General features: G+C 46.4%; 18 protein-coding genes. 16 read left to right on the plus strand and 2 right to left on the minus strand.

Going from position 1 to position 16,503, the window contains the following annotated elements; translation table 11 throughout:
- The first annotated feature begins 79 nt into the window (after nucleotides 1–79).
- Nucleotides 80–1,209, plus strand: a protein-coding gene (locus ADH49_RS09815; protein ID WP_239665194.1) for an IS3 family transposase whose coding sequence is annotated in 2 segments (ribosomal slippage) — nucleotides 80–344 and nucleotides 344–1,209 — 1,131 coding nt in all. Because the reading frame shifts where the segments join, the coding sequence is not laid out codon by codon here.
- A 62-nt stretch (nucleotides 1,210–1,271) separates the two neighbouring features.
- Here ADH49_RS09815 and ADH49_RS09605 read toward each other — a convergent pair.
- Entirely contained in the window at nucleotides 1,272–1,442 is a 171-nt protein-coding gene (locus tag ADH49_RS09605) for a DUF3042 family protein (protein ID WP_003002781.1), read from the minus strand.
- 83 nt (nucleotides 1,443–1,525) lie between these two features.
- Here ADH49_RS09605 and miaA point away from each other — a divergent pair, with 83 nt between their 5' ends.
- The 11 genes from miaA (at nucleotide 1,526) to ADH49_RS07805 (ending at nucleotide 11,786) form a co-directional block, all read left to right on the plus strand.
- On the plus strand, nucleotides 1,526–2,416 hold the full coding sequence (gene miaA, locus ADH49_RS07755; protein ID WP_048691348.1) for a tRNA (adenosine(37)-N6)-dimethylallyltransferase MiaA: 891 nt from the start codon (nucleotides 1,526–1,528) through the stop codon (nucleotides 2,414–2,416).
- Entirely contained in the window at nucleotides 2,403–3,653 is a 1,251-nt protein-coding gene (gene hflX, locus ADH49_RS07760) for a GTPase HflX (RefSeq protein ID WP_048691349.1), read from the plus strand. The genes miaA and hflX overlap by 14 nt, the downstream gene beginning before the upstream one ends.
- Complete coding sequence (locus ADH49_RS07765) at nucleotides 3,637–4,257, plus strand: cystathionine beta-lyase (RefSeq protein WP_048691350.1); 621 nt, start codon at nucleotides 3,637–3,639, stop codon at nucleotides 4,255–4,257. The genes hflX and ADH49_RS07765 overlap by 17 nt, the downstream gene beginning before the upstream one ends.
- 10 nt (nucleotides 4,258–4,267) lie before the next feature.
- Nucleotides 4,268–5,197: a ribonuclease Z gene (rnz, locus tag ADH49_RS07770; RefSeq protein ID WP_048691353.1), complete on the plus strand. Its 930-nt coding sequence runs from the start codon at nucleotides 4,268–4,270 to the stop codon at nucleotides 5,195–5,197.
- 1 nt (nucleotide 5,198) lies between these two features.
- On the plus strand, nucleotides 5,199–5,954 hold the full coding sequence (locus ADH49_RS07775) for an SDR family NAD(P)-dependent oxidoreductase (protein WP_048691355.1): 756 nt from the start codon (nucleotides 5,199–5,201) through the stop codon (nucleotides 5,952–5,954).
- A 10-nt stretch (nucleotides 5,955–5,964) separates the two neighbouring features.
- Nucleotides 5,965–6,675 carry a class I SAM-dependent methyltransferase gene (locus ADH49_RS07780; protein WP_048691358.1) on the plus strand — a complete coding sequence of 237 codons (711 nt, stop codon included), beginning with the start codon at nucleotides 5,965–5,967 and terminating at the stop codon, nucleotides 6,673–6,675.
- A gap of 1 nt (nucleotide 6,676) precedes the next feature.
- On the plus strand, nucleotides 6,677–7,081 hold the full coding sequence (locus ADH49_RS07785; protein ID WP_048691359.1) for a GNAT family N-acetyltransferase: 405 nt from the start codon (nucleotides 6,677–6,679) through the stop codon (nucleotides 7,079–7,081).
- Between the two features lie 123 nt (nucleotides 7,082–7,204).
- Complete coding sequence (gene recJ / locus ADH49_RS07790; RefSeq protein ID WP_152904158.1) at nucleotides 7,205–9,421, plus strand: single-stranded-DNA-specific exonuclease RecJ; 2,217 nt, start codon at nucleotides 7,205–7,207, stop codon at nucleotides 9,419–9,421.
- A gap of 110 nt (nucleotides 9,422–9,531) precedes the next feature.
- Nucleotides 9,532–10,044: an adenine phosphoribosyltransferase gene (locus tag ADH49_RS07795; RefSeq protein WP_003002788.1), complete on the plus strand. Its 513-nt coding sequence runs from the start codon at nucleotides 9,532–9,534 to the stop codon at nucleotides 10,042–10,044.
- A 101-nt stretch (nucleotides 10,045–10,145) separates the two neighbouring features.
- Nucleotides 10,146–11,090 (plus strand): homoserine O-acetyltransferase MetA, encoded by a 945-nt coding sequence (gene metA / locus ADH49_RS07800; RefSeq protein ID WP_048691361.1) that lies wholly within the window; start codon nucleotides 10,146–10,148, stop codon nucleotides 11,088–11,090.
- Between the two features lie 9 nt (nucleotides 11,091–11,099).
- A complete protein-coding gene (locus tag ADH49_RS07805; protein WP_048691363.1) occupies nucleotides 11,100–11,786 on the plus strand; it encodes a DnaD domain-containing protein in 687 nt (228 codons plus the stop codon).
- A 35-nt stretch (nucleotides 11,787–11,821) separates the two neighbouring features.
- Here ADH49_RS07805 and add read toward each other — a convergent pair whose 3' ends face one another.
- The gene (gene add, locus ADH49_RS07810) at nucleotides 11,822–12,841 is read right to left on the minus strand and encodes an adenosine deaminase (protein WP_048691365.1); all 1,020 of its coding nucleotides are present in this window, start codon (nucleotides 12,839–12,841) and stop codon (nucleotides 11,822–11,824) included.
- Between the two features lie 137 nt (nucleotides 12,842–12,978).
- On the opposite strand from add, the gene yghU reads away from it, so the two are divergent.
- From yghU to ADH49_RS07830, 4 genes are all read left to right on the plus strand, one after another.
- Nucleotides 12,979–13,770, plus strand: coding sequence for a glutathione-dependent disulfide-bond oxidoreductase (gene yghU, locus ADH49_RS07815; RefSeq protein ID WP_048691368.1), 792 nt, complete (start codon nucleotides 12,979–12,981; stop codon nucleotides 13,768–13,770).
- Between the two features lie 81 nt (nucleotides 13,771–13,851).
- Nucleotides 13,852–14,541: a tRNA (adenine(22)-N(1))-methyltransferase gene (locus ADH49_RS07820; protein WP_048691371.1), complete on the plus strand. Its 690-nt coding sequence runs from the start codon at nucleotides 13,852–13,854 to the stop codon at nucleotides 14,539–14,541.
- Nucleotides 14,528–15,325: a Nif3-like dinuclear metal center hexameric protein gene (locus ADH49_RS07825; RefSeq protein WP_048691374.1), complete on the plus strand. Its 798-nt coding sequence runs from the start codon at nucleotides 14,528–14,530 to the stop codon at nucleotides 15,323–15,325. Before ADH49_RS07820 ends, ADH49_RS07825 begins: the two co-directional genes overlap by 14 nt.
- 6 nt (nucleotides 15,326–15,331) lie before the next feature.
- A complete protein-coding gene (locus ADH49_RS07830) occupies nucleotides 15,332–16,450 on the plus strand; it encodes an NAD(P)/FAD-dependent oxidoreductase (protein WP_192831870.1) in 1,119 nt (372 codons plus the stop codon).
- Nucleotides 16,451–16,503 lie beyond the last annotated feature (53 nt).

Below are 16,503 nucleotides of genomic sequence, written 5' to 3' on the forward strand. Positions count from 1 at the left end.
TGGCACTGCACCCATAAAATGAGACACAAGAAAACACTCCTGTTGAAATCTGGTAAACTAGAAACAGGAGTGTTTTGTTATGGTCAAAAAAGCATATTCGGTAGAAACTAAGCTAGCCTGTATCGAAATGAAGAAGGCGGGTAAATCAAATAAGGTTATCATGGATACCCTCGGTATCAAAAATGCTAGTCAGGTCAAGACCTGGTGGCGTTGGTATCAGAATGATGAATTGTACCGTTTCCACCAACCTGTGGGGAAACAATATACTTATGGTAAAGGAATGAAACAATTATCTGAAGTCGAACAGTTACGTTTGCAGGTGGAATTACTAAAAAAGTATCAGAGCTTGGTAAGAAAATCGACAAAGTAAGTCTTATCAAGCTAGCAGAAGAGTATAAGAAAACGTGCCCTGTATCTATTATTTTAGAGTGTTTCGGAGTCAAACGCTCCACCTTTTATCGCTGGAAACAGGAGTGTAAGAATTCTCAGAAAAGAGACGAAATAGCAGATAAAATCGAACAACTCTGTATGGCAAATCGCTTTATTTACGGCTATCGAACCATCACTCGCTTACTAAAGAAAGTTTATAACCTCGTCGTTAATCGCAAGAAGGTCTATCGTATCATGAAGGAAAAGGGCTGCCTTTGCCGTGTCCGTCCCAAGAAGGGACCTAAATTAGGGAAGCCTTACCATGTGACAGACAATAAGCTGGATCGTGATTTTCAGGCAGACAAGCCTATGGAGAAGCTTGTCACAGACATCACCTACCTCTACTTTGGAAACTGTAGACTTTATCTATCTTCGATCATGGATCTCTATAATCGAGAAATTGTAGCTTATAGCATCTCCGAGTGTCAAGATACGGACTTTGTACTCGACACACTTCATCAACTTGAGCTACCTCAAGGAGCACTTTTACACAGCGACCAGGGATCTGTTTATACCTCAAAAGCCTACTATCAGGCTTGTACAGAAAAAGGCATCACCCGCTCCATGTCCCGAAAAGGAACACCAGCAGATAATGCCTGTATCGAATGGTTTCATTCCATCCTAAAGTCTGAAACCTTCTATCTCCATAAGTGGAGAAACCTAACTAAAGATAGTATAACAGATATTGTTAAAAATTACATCATATTTTATAATGAAACTAGAATTCAACAGAGATTAAATGACCAGTCTCCTGTAGAGTACAGAAAACTGGTCGCATAAGAGGTTTTTTCTCTTGTCCCATTATTGGGGTGCAGTGCCTTTCCCGGAGTTTTTTCTTTTGATTAGTGTGATACACGACGACGTGCTGCTTTTTTGCGGTTTTCTTCGATGAAAGCTGCTTTTTGTTCTTCAGGCTCGATTACTTTTTTCTTGAATGTGTAAACTGCACCTGCTACAGCAGCAACTGTACCAGCAACACCAGTAACAAAACCTTTACCAAATCCTTTAGCCATGAGAATTTCTCCTTTTTAGAACTTTAAATTTTTATGTTATAATATATGGTAACGAAAAAATGCGATTTTTGCAAGGAAAAACGATGAAAAACAAGATAATTGTGATAGTGGGACCGACCGCTGTTGGCAAAACAGCCCTCGCTATCGAGGTGGCCCAGCGCTTTAACGGGGAGGTCATCAGCGGAGATAGCCAGCAGGTTTACCGCACCCTAGATATCGGAACAGCCAAGGCCAGCCCAGAAGAGCAAGCAGGAGCTCCCCATCATCTGATCGATGTTCGCGAGGTGACAGAGACTTACTCGGCCTATGATTTTGTGACAGAAGCCAGTCAAGCCATCGAGGAGATTCAAGAACGAGGCCACCTTCCCATTATTGCTGGAGGGACAGGCCTCTATGTCCAAAGTCTCATAGAAGGCTATCACCTAGGAGGGGATGTTGCCCACGAGGAAATTCTAGCCTATCGGGAGTCCTTGTCCCCTCTCACTGATGAAGAACTGTTTGACCGAGTAGCGAAACAGAGAATTGAGATCCCGCAAATCAATCGCAGACGGGCTATGCGGGCCTTGGAAATCGCCCATTTCGGTCAGGACTTGGAAAATCTAGCTCCAGCCTATGAAACCTATATCATCTGTTTAGATGATGATCGCCAAGCCTTGTATGACCGCATCAATCGACGGGTGGATTTCATGGTTGAGCAGGGCTTGTTAGAAGAAGCCAAAGGGCTGTATGACAACCATCCTGAGGTTCAGGCGGCTAAGGGGATTGGCTACAAGGAGCTCTTCCCTTATTTCAAGGGGGAGCAAAGCCTTGAAGAGGCTCTTGAACAGCTCAAGCAAAATACGCGCCGTTTTGCAAAACGCCAGTTGACCTGGTTCCGCAATCGGATGACGGTCCATTTTTACCAGATTGGAGAAGAAGGCTTTAAGGAGCGGATTCTTCAAGATATAGAAAGATTTTTAAATGATAGAAACTGAGAAAAAACAGGAGCGGGTCCTCATTGTTGGTGTCGAGCTCCAAGGCATGGAGAATTTTGACATGTCTATGGAGGAGTTGGCCAGTCTAGCCAAGACAGCCGGGGCAGAAGTCGTTGGCGTCTACACCCAAAAGAGGGAGAAGTACGACAGCAAGACCTTCGTCGGCTCTGGGAAGCTAGAAGAGATTGCCCAAATGGTCGATGCAGATGAGGTTTCGACCGTTGTCGTTAACAACCGTTTGACCCCTCGCCAGAATGTGAATTTAGAAGAAATCTTAGGTGTAAAGGTCATTGACCGGATGCAACTGATCTTGGATATCTTTGCCATGCGGGCTCGAAGCCACGAAGGCAAGCTCCAGGTTCATCTGGCCCAGCTCAAGTACCTCTTGCCTCGTCTCGTGGGTCAAGGGATCATGCTCAGCCGTCAGGCCGGGGGGATTGGTTCCCGTGGACCGGGAGAAAGTCAGTTGGAGTTGAACCGCCGGAGTGTCCGCAATCAAATCACCGATATCGAGCGTCAACTCAAGGTGGTCGAAAAGAACCGTGAAGTGGTACGGGAAAAACGCCTAGAATCCCCCATCTTTAAGATTGGCTTGATCGGCTATACCAACGCTGGCAAATCAACCATTATGAATGCCTTGACCAGTAAGACCCAATACGAGGCAGATGAACTCTTTGCGACCTTGGATGCGACCACCAAGAGCATTCATCTAACAGGCAATCTACAAGTAACTCTGACAGATACAGTCGGCTTTATTCAGGACTTACCGACAGAGTTGGTGACCAGCTTTAAGTCGACCCTGGAAGAAAGCAAGAATGTGGATCTCTTGGTCCATGTCATTGATGCCTCTGATCCCAATCATGAAGAGCATGAAAAAACAGTTCTTCAGATTATGAAGGATTTGGAGATGTTGGAGATTCCACGCTTGACTCTCTATAATAAAGCTGATAAAGTCGCGGACTTTACACCGACCCAGACACCTTATCGTCTGGTTTCGGCCAAGGATCCCGATAGTCGGACTAAACTGCAGGACATTCTACTTGAAAAGATGCAGGAGCTCTTCCATCCCTTTACGATTCAGGTTCCTTTTGATCAAGCCTACCGCATCCATGAATTGGAGACCATTGCCATATTGGCTGAGCGTTCCTATGAGGAGACTGGTGAGGTCATAACAGGCTACATCGCCCCCAAAAATGCATGGAGACTAGAGGAGTTTTATCATCATGGATTATCTTAATATCGCCCTCAGCTATGGTGGCTATACCAGTCTCGACAAGGTCTATTTGGAGCGGGTCTTAGCGGGATTGACAGAAGAGCAAAAGCTCCAGTTTATCACGCCACCGCCCAGTGTCATCAATGCCTACTTTGCTGAGCTTTACCAAAAGAAGAGCCCCGAAGCAGCAACAGACTACTATGAACAAGTCACTGAGGCCTTTGATCTCTATCAGACGAGTCCCAGCTTCGAGGAGGACAAACCCTTTGTCCGTCTCAATCTGTCTGACAAGGCCTATGGCTTTTGCTACCGAGAGAAAGGATTGGCTCAAGTCTTTGCCCAGCAAGCAGAAGCTATCAGCATGGATCTCTTGTTTGAGATTGCGCAAATCTTTCCTCACTACCTCGTTTATGAAGAGGAAGGATTGATCTTGATGCGCCATGTTACGGATCGAGAGGTGGTGGAGACCAAGGAATTGTCAGCTTTGTCTCAATTTGAAGAGTTAGCAGATGGCAGCATCCGCCTGACTGGCTACAACCAGGACGAATTGGCCCAATTGGCTAGGGCCTACCCAGGAAAAATCGCCGTTCGATCGAAAAATCGGACCGCTATGATCTATATAAGTTAGAAAGAATACAATGGAAATTCAATTTTTAGGAACGGGTGCGGGACAGCCGTCCAAATCTCGTAATGTCTCAAGTCTAGCCCTCAAACTCTTGGATGAAATCAATGAAGTTTGGCTCTTTGACTGTGGGGAAGGGACGCAAAACCAAATCTTAGAAACCAGCATCCGTCCTCGAAAGGTCAGCAAGATTTTTATCACCCACTTACATGGGGACCATATCTTTGGTTTGCCAGGTTTCCTCTCTAGTCGCGCCTTTCAAGCCAATGAAGAGCAGACGGATCTAGAGATTTATGGACCGGTTGGGATCAAATCCTTTGTCTTGACCAGCCTTCGAGTTTCCGGTTCACGCCTGCCTTACAAGATCCATTTTCATGAGTTCGATGAAGGTTCACTTGGGAAAATCATGGAGACCGATAAGTTCACGGTCTATGCCGAGGCCTTGGACCACACCATTTTCTGTGTCGGCTACCGGGTCATGCAGAAGGATTTGGAAGGGACCCTCGACGCAGACAAGCTCAAGGCAGCAGGGGTTCCATTTGGACCACTTTTTGGCCAGGTCAAAAATGGGCAGGATGTTACCCTGGAAGATGGTACCAAGATCATTGCTGCGGATTATATCTCAGCCCCTCGACCGGGTAAGATCATCACCATCTTGGGCGATACCCGCAAGACCAATTCCAGCATTAGACTTGCCGTCAATGCCGATGTTCTCGTGCATGAGTCTACCTATGGCAAGGGCGATGAGAAGATTGCTCGTAAGCATGGCCACTCGACCAATATGCAGGCAGCAGAAGTGGCGCGTGAAGCAGGAGCCAAACGCCTTCTACTCAACCATATCAGTGCCCGCTTCCTCTCCAAGGACGTCAGTCAATTGCGTAAGGATGCTGCGACTGTGTTTGAGAAGGTCCATGTGGTCAAGGACTTGGAAGAAGTGGAGATCTAAGATGCGAACTATCATCATCACAGGAGCGAGTGGAGGCTTGGCACAAGAAATGGTCAAGCTCCTTCCTGAGGACCGGCTCATTCTCTTAGGCAGAAATCAAGAAAAACTGGAACAACTCTATGCTGACCATCCTCAAGCCGAATGCATTGGGATCGATATCACGGATTCCTCAGCAGTCAAAGGCTTGGTAGAAGAGCTCTATCAGCGCTATGGGCAGATTGATGTCTTGGTCAACAATGCAGGCTATGGGATCTTTGAGACCTTTGATCGCGTTTCTGACCAGCAGGTGCGAGAGATGTTTGAAGTCAATACCTTTGCCCTCATGAACCTTTCACGCTTGATGGGTGCCCGCATGAAGACAGTAGGCAAGGGGCACATTGTTAACATCGTCAGCATGGCGGGATTAGTTGCAACTGCTAAATCTAGCCTTTATTCAGCCACCAAGTTTGCAGCCATTGGCTTCTCCAATGCCCTGCGCTTGGAACTCATGCCCTTTGGTGTTCATGTGACGACGGTCAATCCAGGCCCCATTCGGACCACTTTCTTTGACCAGGCAGACCCAGACGGAAGCTATGTCAAAGCGGTGGATCGCTACATTTTGGAACCGGACTTTGTGGCTAAGAAAATTGTCAAAAACTTTGGAAAAGCAAAACGTGAGCTCAATCTGCCTTGGCTTTTGAACTTGACCCACAAGCTCTATACCCTTTTCCCTCGTATCTCGGACAAGCTAGCCAGCAAGATGTTTAACTTCAAATAGGAGGAATCAGATGACCGCAAATATTCAAGCTTATTTTGAAAACCTCCGGCAACCCTGGGGACAGATCTATTATGATATCCTTTTTGAACAATTACAGGACATCAAAGGTAAGCGGGTGCTTGATTTTGGTAGTGGCTTTGGCCTGGTGGCCAACCACCTAGCGAAAGACAATGAGGTCCTTGCTGTGGAGCCCAATGAGGAAATGGTGGCCTTGCGGGCCCAGGACCATCCCTACCAGCAATTCGTCGGGAGTTTGGACCAGTTAGCAAGTCTTGAAGATGCCAGCTTTGATGTTATCCTCTGCCACAATGTCTTGGAGTATGTGGAGGATCGCAAGGTGATTCTCAGGGAATTCACCCGCCTCTTGAAACCAGATGGCCTGCTCTCTATCGTCAAGCATAATGAGGTTGGTCGCGTCCTACAGACCGTCATCTTTGAAAATGATACTCAGAAGGCGCTTAATCTCTTAGCTGGTCATGATCTGGAAACCCACTCCATGGGCTTGGCCCAGGCCTATGATCTAGATAGAGCAGTAGAAGATCTAGCCCTCGAAGTTCAGGATTACCAAGGAATTCGAGTCTTTTATGCCTTGCAGGACAATCGCTTCAAGGGCCAAGAAGGCTGGCGAGAGTCTATGCTCAAGATGGAGCTGGCTGTTTGCCAGAAGTCCCTTTACCGGGATATCGCCTTCTTCCAGCACTATAGGTTAAAAAGGAGTTAAGATGTTAGAGTACAAACAAGAGATTCCAGCGATGGCAGACTTACTCGCACTCTACAGCTCGGTCGGTTGGACCAATTATACCAACAACCCAGCTATGCTAGAAGAAGCTGTTAAAGCCAGTCTCTTGCAGTTGGGAGTCTATGATGAGAAAGAGCTCGTCGCCTACATTCGCTTGGTAGGTGATGGCCACTCTGTCCTTTTGGTACAGGACCTCTTGGTGCGACCAGATCACCAGCGCCAAAGCATCGGAAAGAAACTCCTAGAAGAGGCTTTAGCGACCTTCCCCACCGTCTATCAACGGCTTCTCGTCACTGAACGGAGCGAGAAAAATCTTGCCTTTTACCAGTCCTTAGGATTTGTCGAACTTTCAGAGCAAGCCTGTACAGGGATGATTTATAAAATTTGATGGAGAGGATTTCCGGATAGGGAATCCTTTCTTCATTTCTTCTGTAAAATCATTTTTTCGCATTTGAAAAAATAATTCATGTTATAATAAGAAGACTAGATGACAGGGAGAAAAGAAAAACAGATGATCACGTCAAAATATGAATGGCAGTTTGCTGCGCCCTTTTCAGATGATACTTTTTTGGCGCAAGCAAAAAAGAGAGGATTAGAAGCATCTGCAGCCAAGTTACTGGGAGAACGAGGGATCCAGACGGAAGAGGCGCTGGATCGTTTTCTTGAACCGCGACTAGAAGATCTGCATGATCCCTACCTGCTTCACGATATGGACAAGGCAGTGGATCGCATTCGCCAAGCCATTGAAGACTATGAACAAATCCTAGTTTATGGAGACTATGATGCGGACGGGATGACGGCCGCTTCTATTATGAAGGAAACCCTGGAGCAGATGGGGGCGGAAGTAGCCGTCTATCTACCCAACCGCTTTACGGATGGCTACGGTCCCAATCCCAGTGTCTACAAGTATTTTATTGAACAGCAGGGGATTTCCCTCATCATCACGGTGGACAACGGGGTAGCAGGCCACGAAGCCATTGAATTGGCCCAAAGCATGGGAGTAGATGTTATTGTGACAGACCACCATGCCATGCCAGAAGTCTTGCCCGATGCCTATGCCATCATTCACCCCGAGCATCCAGATGCCGATTACCCTTTCAAGCACCTAGCAGGTTGTGGGGTTGCCTTTAAATTAGCGACTGCTCTCTTAGAAGAGGTGCCTCTAGATTTTCTAGATTTGGTAGCCATTGGGACCATTGCGGATATGGTCAGTTTGACAGACGAAAACCGCATCCTGGTCAAGTACGGCCTAGGTGTCCTTCGTCAAACCCAACGGATCGGCCTTCAGGAAATGCTCAAGCTGGCCTCCATAGCCCCTCAAGATGTAAATGAAGAAACGGTTGGTTTTCAGATTTCCCCTCGTCTCAATGCTCTAGGTCGCTTGGATGACCCAAATCCAGCGGTTGAGCTCTTGACAGGCTTTGACGACGAAGAGGCGTTGGAGATTGCGCTGATGATTCAAGCCAAGAATGAAGAGCGCAAGGAGATCGTCCAAGCCATCTATGATGAGGCCAAAGCTATGGTCGATCCAAGTCTTCCCGTTCAAATCTTGGCAAAAGAAGGCTGGAATCCTGGTGTCTTAGGAATTGTGGCCGGTCGTCTACTAGAAGAACTCCATCAGCCCATCATCGTCCTCACCATAGACCAAGGCAAGGCTAAGGGAAGTGCGCGAAGTCCCGAAAGTGTCCATATTTTTGAAGCCCTAGATCCCCATCGTGATCTCTTTATCGCCTTTGGAGGTCATGCGGGTGCAGCTGGTATGACTTTGGAAGTGGACAAGCTCCCTCATCTGACCGAGATTTTTTCCGATTATATTCGTGAAAAAGGGATTGACCTGACGGCCAAATCTACCCTCTTTGTTGATGAAGAATTGGACCTAGAAGAGCTGACCTTGGATACCTTGAAGAGTTTTGATCGTCTAGCACCTTTCGGGATGGACCATAAGAAGCCGGTCTTTTACATTCGTGATTTCCAAGTGGAGTCTAGTCGGACCATGGGGGCTGGCAATAGCCATCTAAAGTTGAAGATTCAAAAAGGCGATGCCCGCTTTGATGTCGTGGCTTTTGGCCAGGGCCATTTGGAATTGGAGTACTCCCAAGCGAAAAATCTGGAGTTGGTGGTATCCTTGTCCGTCAATCAGTGGAATGGACAGACCACCCTGCAACTGATGGTCGTGGATGCCCGTGTAGAAGGAGTACAGCTCTACAATATCCGAGGGAAAAATTCTCCTCTCCCACCAGCCATCCCACTCTTTAGTCAGTTGGAAGAAGGGGAAGATTCCCCTGCCATTGTCATCGATCGCATACCGGATGACCTGGCTGACTTAAAAGCGCTCTTCCAAGAACAGAGCTTCCAAGCGGTCTATTTTAAAAATCACCTTGACAAGGCCTATTATTTGACTGGCTATGGTAGTCGGGATCAGTATGCCAAACTTTACAAAACACTTTATCAGTTCCCTGAGTTTGATATTCGCCATAAGCTCAGCCAACTATCTGACTACCTCAAGATTCCACAAGTCTTGTTGATCAAGATGATCCAGATCTTCCAAGAGTTGGGCTTTGTCCAGATTGAAAATGGCATCATGACGGTCAACAAGGATGCGGAGAAGAAGGAGATTACCTCGAGTTCCATCTATCAGGACTTGGTGCAGACGGTCAAAGACCAGGAACTTATGTCTCTAGGATCTGTGCAAGAAATTTATAATTTTTTGCTTTCTGATGATAAGTAAGGTTTTGTCAACAATTACACTAAAGTATGCTTTTTTAAGACTTTCGAGTGCATCTCATAAATTTTCATGGTATAATGAAATGTAAACATAAATTTTGAAAGAAGTTAGAAATGAATTTAAAAGATTACATTGCAAGCATTGAAAATTATCCACAAGAAGGAATTACCTTCCGTGATATCAGCCCTTTGATGGCAGATGGCAATGCTTATAGTTATGCGATTCGTGAAATCGTTCAATACGCAACCGATAAGAAAATCGACATGATCGTCGGACCTGAAGCGCGTGGTTTCATCGTTGGATGTCCGGTCGCTTTTGAATTGGGAATTGGTTTTGCACCTGTTCGTAAGCCTGGTAAGTTGCCACGTGAAGTCATCTCAGCGGACTACGAAAAAGAATACGGTGTGGATACCTTGACCATGCACGCTGATGCTATCAAACCAGGTCAACGCGTTCTCATCGTCGATGACCTCTTGGCAACAGGTGGTACGGTTAAAGCAACCATCGAAATGATTGAAAAACTCGGTGGAGTGGTTGCAGGTTGTGCCTTCTTGATCGAACTCGATGATCTCAAAGGTCGCGAAGCTATCGGAGACTACGATTACAAGGTCTTGATGCATTACTAATATAGTTTAGAGCTATATCTAGATAGAGAAAAACCATAATTGAAAACTATATGCTCCTGTCTTATAATAAGAGGTAACAACTTGTAAGATGGGAGCTTTTTATGCCAATTACCTTAGATAAGAAATTACCAGCAGTTGATATTCTTCGCTCAGAAAATATTTTTGTCATGGATGATATTCGGGCAACTCACCAAGATATTCGTCCGATGAATGTTCTGATTTTGAATCTCATGCCGACTAAGGTAGCAACTGAGACTCAACTGTTACGCCTCCTGGCCAATACTCCCTTGCAGATCAATGTGGATTTCCTCTATATGACAAGCCATGAGTCCAAGACAACAGCAGCAGAGCATATGGAAGTCTTTTACAAATCCTTCGAGGATATTAAAGAGAATTATTATGATGGCCTGATCATTACGGGAGCTCCAGTAGAGAAATTGGCTTTTGAGGAAGTGGATTACTGGGAGGAGTTAACAAAGGTCTTTGCTTGGTCGAAGCGCCATGTTTTTTCAACCTTGCATCTTTGTTGGGGTGCGCAAGCTGGTCTCTATTACCGCTATGGGATTGAAAAAGTAGCTCTCTGTGACAAGCTATCAGGGATCTATGAGCAAACAGTCATGAATCCACAGAACCGATTGATGCGTGGTTTTGATGATGCTTTTCTGGCTCCTCACTCACGTTATACGGATGTTCCCCTCAAAGAAGTGCTAGACAAGAGCAACTTGCAAGTCTTAGCTCAAGGCAGTGAAGTAGGACTATCCATCCTGGCCAGTCCAGACCTTCGAGAGGTCTATAGTTTTGGCCATTTGGAGTATGACCGTGATACCTTGGCCAAGGAATACCAGCGGGATGTCAAAGCAGGCTTGAATCCAGATCTTCCAAAGAATTATTATGATCAGGATGACAGTACTTGTGACCCTCGGATGCGGTGGAACTTAGCGGCAGCCAACTTCTTTAGTAATTGGATCAATTATGCAGTTTACCAAGAAACTCCTTATCGTTTAGAGGAGTTAGAAAAAGATATTTCATTTTATGGTTACCTATAAAGGGGTAGTATGACATATTCACAAGCATTTAAGTCAGGCAATTTGGTCTTACCAAGTGCCTTACTTTTCCATTATCAACACTTATTTAAAGACGCAGAGGATTTTCTGGTTTGGCAGTTCTTTTATTTGCAGAATACGACCAACCAATCCAGTCTCACGCCGAATCAAATTGCAGATGCGATTGGCAAGTCGGTCACAGAAGTCAACCAGTCCATGTCTCGCCTGACCAATCAAGGTTTGCTACAGTATCGAACCATTGAGCTGGATGGGGAGATTGAAGTTCTATTTGATGCGACTATTGCCCTCGAACGCCTGGATGACTTACTTCAAAGTAAGACAGACACGGTACAGCGTGGGAAAGACAAGCAAGCAGGAAATGAGCTGGCTGATTTGGTCAAAACCTTTGAGCAGGAGTTGGGACGTTTGTTGACGCCATTTGAAATCGAAGATTTGACGCAGACTGTCAAACAGGACCAAACAGACCCTGATATTGTGAAGGCTGCCTTGAGAGAAGCAATCTTTAACGGCAAGCCTCACTGGAAATACATCCAGGCCATCTTGCGCAATTGGCGACGGGAGGGCATTATCAGTTTGACACAATTAAAAATCAAGCAACAAGAGCGGGAGGCCCTTCAGCCTGAAAATGTCACCGTTTCAGATGATTTCTTACAGGCCATGGACTTATGGAAAGATTAAAAAACTAGCACTCATAAAGTGCTAGTTTTTTTCGTTTATAAATAGTCTGCGTAGGCTTCTTCTAGTTTGGTCAGGAGTTCTTGCTTTTCCTTCTCACTAGCAAAGGAAGCTTGAATGGCATCGACATTGTGCTGGTAAAAATCAGCTGGCGTCGTTTGGAAGTGGTGGTGGTAGAGGGCGTATTCCTTGGTCAAGTCTGTATCAGATACGGTCCGGTTATCAGTGTTGATACTGATATGGGCTTGAGCTTCTTTCATCTTGAGGTAAGGGAAGTCTTCCACAGTGGCAGCAGCCTTGGTTTGAAGGTTACTGGTCAAGCAGAGCTCACCGGTGACCCCATTTTTTACAAACTCTTTTAGAAGTTCTGGTTCGTAAGCTAATAAGGTCACATGGCCATTTCGTTTGATACCATAGGCCATGGATTGAGTGACATTGGCTGGACAGTGGCATTCACCTGCATGCAGGGTCATGGGACGGTTGTAACTTTTGACCTGTTGGATGAGGGCCTCAATGGCTTGTGGAGGGTAGTGGTGCTCATCCCCTGCGAAGTCAAAGCCGACAAAATCCTGATCAGTGACTTGGTTGGCTTCTGCCAGGATGCTAGAGGTGAGCTCTTGATCGGACTGGCGCATGCCACAAACGAGGGCTTTGGCTGTAATGCCAAATTCATCCTGGGCTTGGCGCAATCCTTCACAGACAGCATCGATAGTTTCTGGAACGGTGAGTCCTTGGTCCATGGACAATTCTGGGGCAAAACGAACCTCGATATAGAGGACGTTCTCCAGAGCCGCTTGCTTAGCGACATCGTAAGCAGCAAGTGTCAAGGCTTCCTTGGTTTGAAGAAGAGGGCGAATGTAGTCAAAGGCCTCCAAATAGTCCAAAAGATTCTCACAGTGGGCAGGAGCAGTGACATGGTGCTTGAGCTCTTCATCGCTAGCAGGAAGGTCAATATTGGCCATGGCTGCCAATTGGCGAATAGTCGGAAGAGACAAGGAACCGTCTAAGTGGCAGTGGAGTTCTGTCTTTGCCAAACTATGAAAGTCAATTGTGGACATATTTTTTCTCCTTAAAATGTATTTTTTCTATACTATCATTTTGCCAAGAAAAGTCAAGTAAAGCTAGCGTAGCAGATTTTTGAAAGTAGCGCCTGGATTTGATATGCTAGTAGTAACGTAGAAAAAGGAGAAAAGAGATGTCAGATTATCAATTACCAGAAGTATGGGAAGCACCGAGCCAAATGGGAGGTGCTTGGGGTGGTCTAAACCAACCAACTGCAGGAGCCCGTTTTGAACAGACTCTTCCAAAAGGTGATCAGCCTTTCCAACTCTATACTCTTCCAACCCCAAATGGGATCAAGGTGACTATTATGCTGGAAGAACTAAAAGAGTTGGGTGTAGATGCGGGCTATGACGCTTATCGCATCAAGATTGGTGATGGGGATCAATTCGGCAGTGACTTTGTAGCCATCAATCCAAACTCGAAAATTCCAGCCATGTTGGATCAATCAGGCGACCAAGCCATTCGGGTCTTTGAATCAGCTAATATTCTTTTGTATCTAGCGGAGAAATTTGGCAAATTAATCCCGACAGATCCTGCTAAACGGACAGAAGTACTTAACTGGCTCTTTTGGCAGACAGGTGGCGCGCCTTTCCTAGGGGGAGGCTTTGGTCATTTCTTCCACTATGCGCCGGAGAAAATCGAGTATGCCATCAATCGCTTTGCCATGGAAGCCAAACGCCAATTGGACCTACTTGACAAGGAATTGGCGATCAAACCTTATATTGCAGGAGATGACTACACCATAGCGGATATTTCCATCTGGTCTTGGTATGGCCGTCTAGCCCAAGACAAGGTATGGGATCGTGCTGGAATTTTCCTAGATGTGAAGGAATACAAACATTTGCAAGCTTGGACAGAGAAAATTGCTAATCGCCCAGCAGTGCAACGTGGCTTGGAAGTGGAATATAAGGAAATTGATACATAAGGAAAAGGCGCCGTCGCGCCTTTTTTTAATGGTGCAAACATGGTATACTAAGGGATGGAATAAAAGTTTAGAAAGTAGCACATGGAATTTACAAAATTATCAAATCGCTTGGACTTGGTGGCTAGCTTTGTCCCAGAAGGAGCGCGTCTGTTAGATGTGGGAAGTGACCATGCTTATCTCCCAATCGCCCTCTTACAAGAAGGTAAGATTGAGGCTGCCATTGCAGGGGAAGTGGTAGAGGGGCCCTATCAGTCTGCCGTCCAAAATGTTGCCGATAATGGCTTAGATGACAAGATTGAAGTCCGCCTAGCTAATGGCTTGGCTGCATTTGAACCAACAGATAGTATTTCCTGCATCACCATCGCAGGAATGGGCGGGCGCTTGATTGCAGATATCCTAGCGGCAGGTTTTAGCAAATTAGCCAATGTCTCTCGCTTAGTCTTGCAACCCAATAATCGGGAGGATGAATTGCGGGCTTGGTTAGTAGACCATGATTTCCGCCTTGTCGATGAAGCCATCTTGGAAGAAAATGAGAAGTTCTATGAGATCCTTGTGGTGGAACAGGGTTCTCAAGAGTTGACAGCTATGGAACTGCGTTTTGGTCCCTATTTGATGCGGGAACAAGCTCCAGCATTTGTCCAAAAGTGGTCCAAGGAAGTAGAGAAATTAGCCTTTGCCTTGGAGCAGGTCCCAGTTGAGAATCAGTCCGCCAGAGCTTCGTTAGAAGACCGCATCGCCCAAATCAAGGAGGTCCTAAATGCTAGCAAGTGAAGTTATCAAACGCTATGAAGCCTACTGTCCCCAGGAACTATCCATGGAGGGAGATGTCTGTGGGCTACAGGTCGGCACCCTGCAAAAAGACATCCATAAGGTCATGGTAGCCTTGGATATCCGGGAGCAGACGGTGGCAGAAGCCATTGATCATGGAGTGGACTTGATCATTGTCAAGCATGCGCCCATTTTCCGTCCGATTAAGGATTTGGTAGCCGATCGGGCTCAGAATCAGATCTACATTGACTTAATCAAGCATGATATTGCGGTCTATGTCAGCCATACCAATATTGATATTGTCCCAGATGGGCTCAACGATTGGTTCTGCCGGCTCTTAGAAATTGAAAATACAGAGCCCCTCAGCATGACAGGAGAAGGTCTAGGAATCGGCCGTATCGGTCAAGTGCGCACCCAAACATTTGGCCAGTTGGCTCATAAGGTCAAAGAAACCTTTGGTTTAGATGCTTTGCGCTTGGTTGGTTACGACCAGGCGGATCTGGAACGGGTGATTGAGCGCGTCGCTATCTGTGGAGGAAGTGGCCAATCCTTTTACAAAGATGCTCTCGCTAAGGGGGCAGAGGTCTATATCACAGGAGATATTTACTACCACACGGCTCAAGACATGCTGAGCGATGGTCTCCTGGCCTTGGATCCAGGTCACCATATCGAAGTTCTCTTTGTGTCGAAACTAGTTGAAAAGCTCAATCAGTTGAAGTCTGAAGAAGCGTGGGAGATCGAAGTGATTGGCAGTCAAGCCAGCACCAATCCTTTTTACCATATCTAAGGGGTTATCATGAAAGTTGCCATTATCGGAGCAGGGATCGTGGGATCCACTGCAGCCTACTATTTATCGAAGGAAGCACAAGTGGATGTCACCGTCTATGATCACGGAGTTGGTCAAGCGACCAAGGCAGCGGCTGGCATTATTAGCCCTTGGTTTTCCAAGCGTCGAAACAAGGCCTGGTATCGTCTGGCTCGGCTAGGAGCTGATTTCTACCAAGAATTGGTAGAGGACCTGGCCAAGGACGGAATCGAAACAGACTTTTACCAGCAGACAGGAGTCTATCTCCTTAAGAAAAAGGAAGAGAAATTAGATGAACTCTATCAGTTGGCGCTGAGTCGACGGGAAGAATCTCCCTTAATCGGAGACTTATCGATTTTGACTACAGAAGAAGTGGCCCAACAATTCCCAGGTCTGCAAGGCTTTGAACAGCTTCTTTATGCCTCAGGTGGGTCCCATGTAGAGGGAGCCCTTCTAACGGAAACTCTTCTCAAAGCCAGTGGTGCAAGAGTGATCAAGGAAGAGGTTGCTCTTACAATCTCGGATCATGGCTATCAGATGGCAGGAGAGAGCTATGACCAAGTCATCCTAGCGACAGGAGCCTGGTTGGGGCAAATCCTTGAGCCACTTGGCTACCAAGTGGATGTCCGTCCGCAAAAAGGACAGTTGAGGGATTATCAGCTAGACCTAGATACGGATAATTATCCTGTGGTTATGCCAGAAGGAGAACTGGATATCATTCCCTTCCAGCAAGGCAAGATCAGTATGGGCGCTACCCATGAGAATGAGCTGGGCTTTGATCTGACGGTGGATCAAGCTTTACTAAATCAAATGGAAGAAGAAGCCTTGGCCTACTATCCAGAACTAGCTCAAGCGGAAGTTATCGGGGAGCGCGTGGGTACCCGAGCTTACACCAGTGACTTCTCGCCCTTTTGGGGAGCTCTTCCCGATCAAGCTGGTATTTATGTCGCCAGTGGCCTAGGTTCGTCTGGCCTCACAACTGGTCCCCTTATTGGGTGGCACCTGGCCCAACTAGTGGCAGGAGGAAAGGTGCGCCTAGATCCAGCAGATTATCCAGTTGAACAATATGTGACGAAGAGAGTGGGACAGAAATCGGAAATTCGTTAGAATTCGATTTCGTCGTCCCACCTCCGCACAGTTGAGTAGGGCTGTAAAAGCTG

Origin of the sequence: Streptococcus sp. 400_SSPC, assembly GCF_001072745.1 — a bacterium.
Lineage (GTDB): Bacteria > Bacillota > Bacilli > Lactobacillales > Streptococcaceae > Streptococcus > Streptococcus xiaochunlingii.

Coding starts and splice junctions, on each gene's coding strand:
- miaA (WP_048691348.1), top strand. CDS start 1,526: ATGAAAAACAAGATAATTGTGATAGTGGGACCGACCGCTGTTGGCAAA.
- recJ (WP_152904158.1), top strand. CDS start 7,205: ATGATCACGTCAAAATATGAATGGCAGTTTGCTGCGCCCTTTTCAGAT.
- rnz (WP_048691353.1), top strand. CDS start 4,268: ATGGAAATTCAATTTTTAGGAACGGGTGCGGGACAGCCGTCCAAATCT.
- ADH49_RS07775 (WP_048691355.1), top strand. CDS start 5,199: ATGCGAACTATCATCATCACAGGAGCGAGTGGAGGCTTGGCACAAGAA.
- ADH49_RS07825 (WP_048691374.1), top strand. CDS start 14,528: ATGCTAGCAAGTGAAGTTATCAAACGCTATGAAGCCTACTGTCCCCAG.
- add (WP_048691365.1), bottom strand. CDS start 12,841: ATGTCCACAATTGACTTTCATAGTTTGGCAAAGACAGAACTCCACTGC.
- ADH49_RS07795 (WP_003002788.1), top strand. CDS start 9,532: ATGAATTTAAAAGATTACATTGCAAGCATTGAAAATTATCCACAAGAA.
- yghU (WP_048691368.1), top strand. CDS start 12,979: ATGTCAGATTATCAATTACCAGAAGTATGGGAAGCACCGAGCCAAATG.
- ADH49_RS07785 (WP_048691359.1), top strand. CDS start 6,677: ATGTTAGAGTACAAACAAGAGATTCCAGCGATGGCAGACTTACTCGCA.
- ADH49_RS07805 (WP_048691363.1), top strand. CDS start 11,100: ATGACATATTCACAAGCATTTAAGTCAGGCAATTTGGTCTTACCAAGT.
- ADH49_RS07820 (WP_048691371.1), top strand. CDS start 13,852: ATGGAATTTACAAAATTATCAAATCGCTTGGACTTGGTGGCTAGCTTT.
- ADH49_RS07780 (WP_048691358.1), top strand. CDS start 5,965: ATGACCGCAAATATTCAAGCTTATTTTGAAAACCTCCGGCAACCCTGG.
- ADH49_RS09605 (WP_003002781.1), bottom strand. CDS start 1,442: ATGGCTAAAGGATTTGGTAAAGGTTTTGTTACTGGTGTTGCTGGTACA.
- hflX (WP_048691349.1), top strand. CDS start 2,403: ATGATAGAAACTGAGAAAAAACAGGAGCGGGTCCTCATTGTTGGTGTC.
- metA (WP_048691361.1), top strand. CDS start 10,146: ATGCCAATTACCTTAGATAAGAAATTACCAGCAGTTGATATTCTTCGC.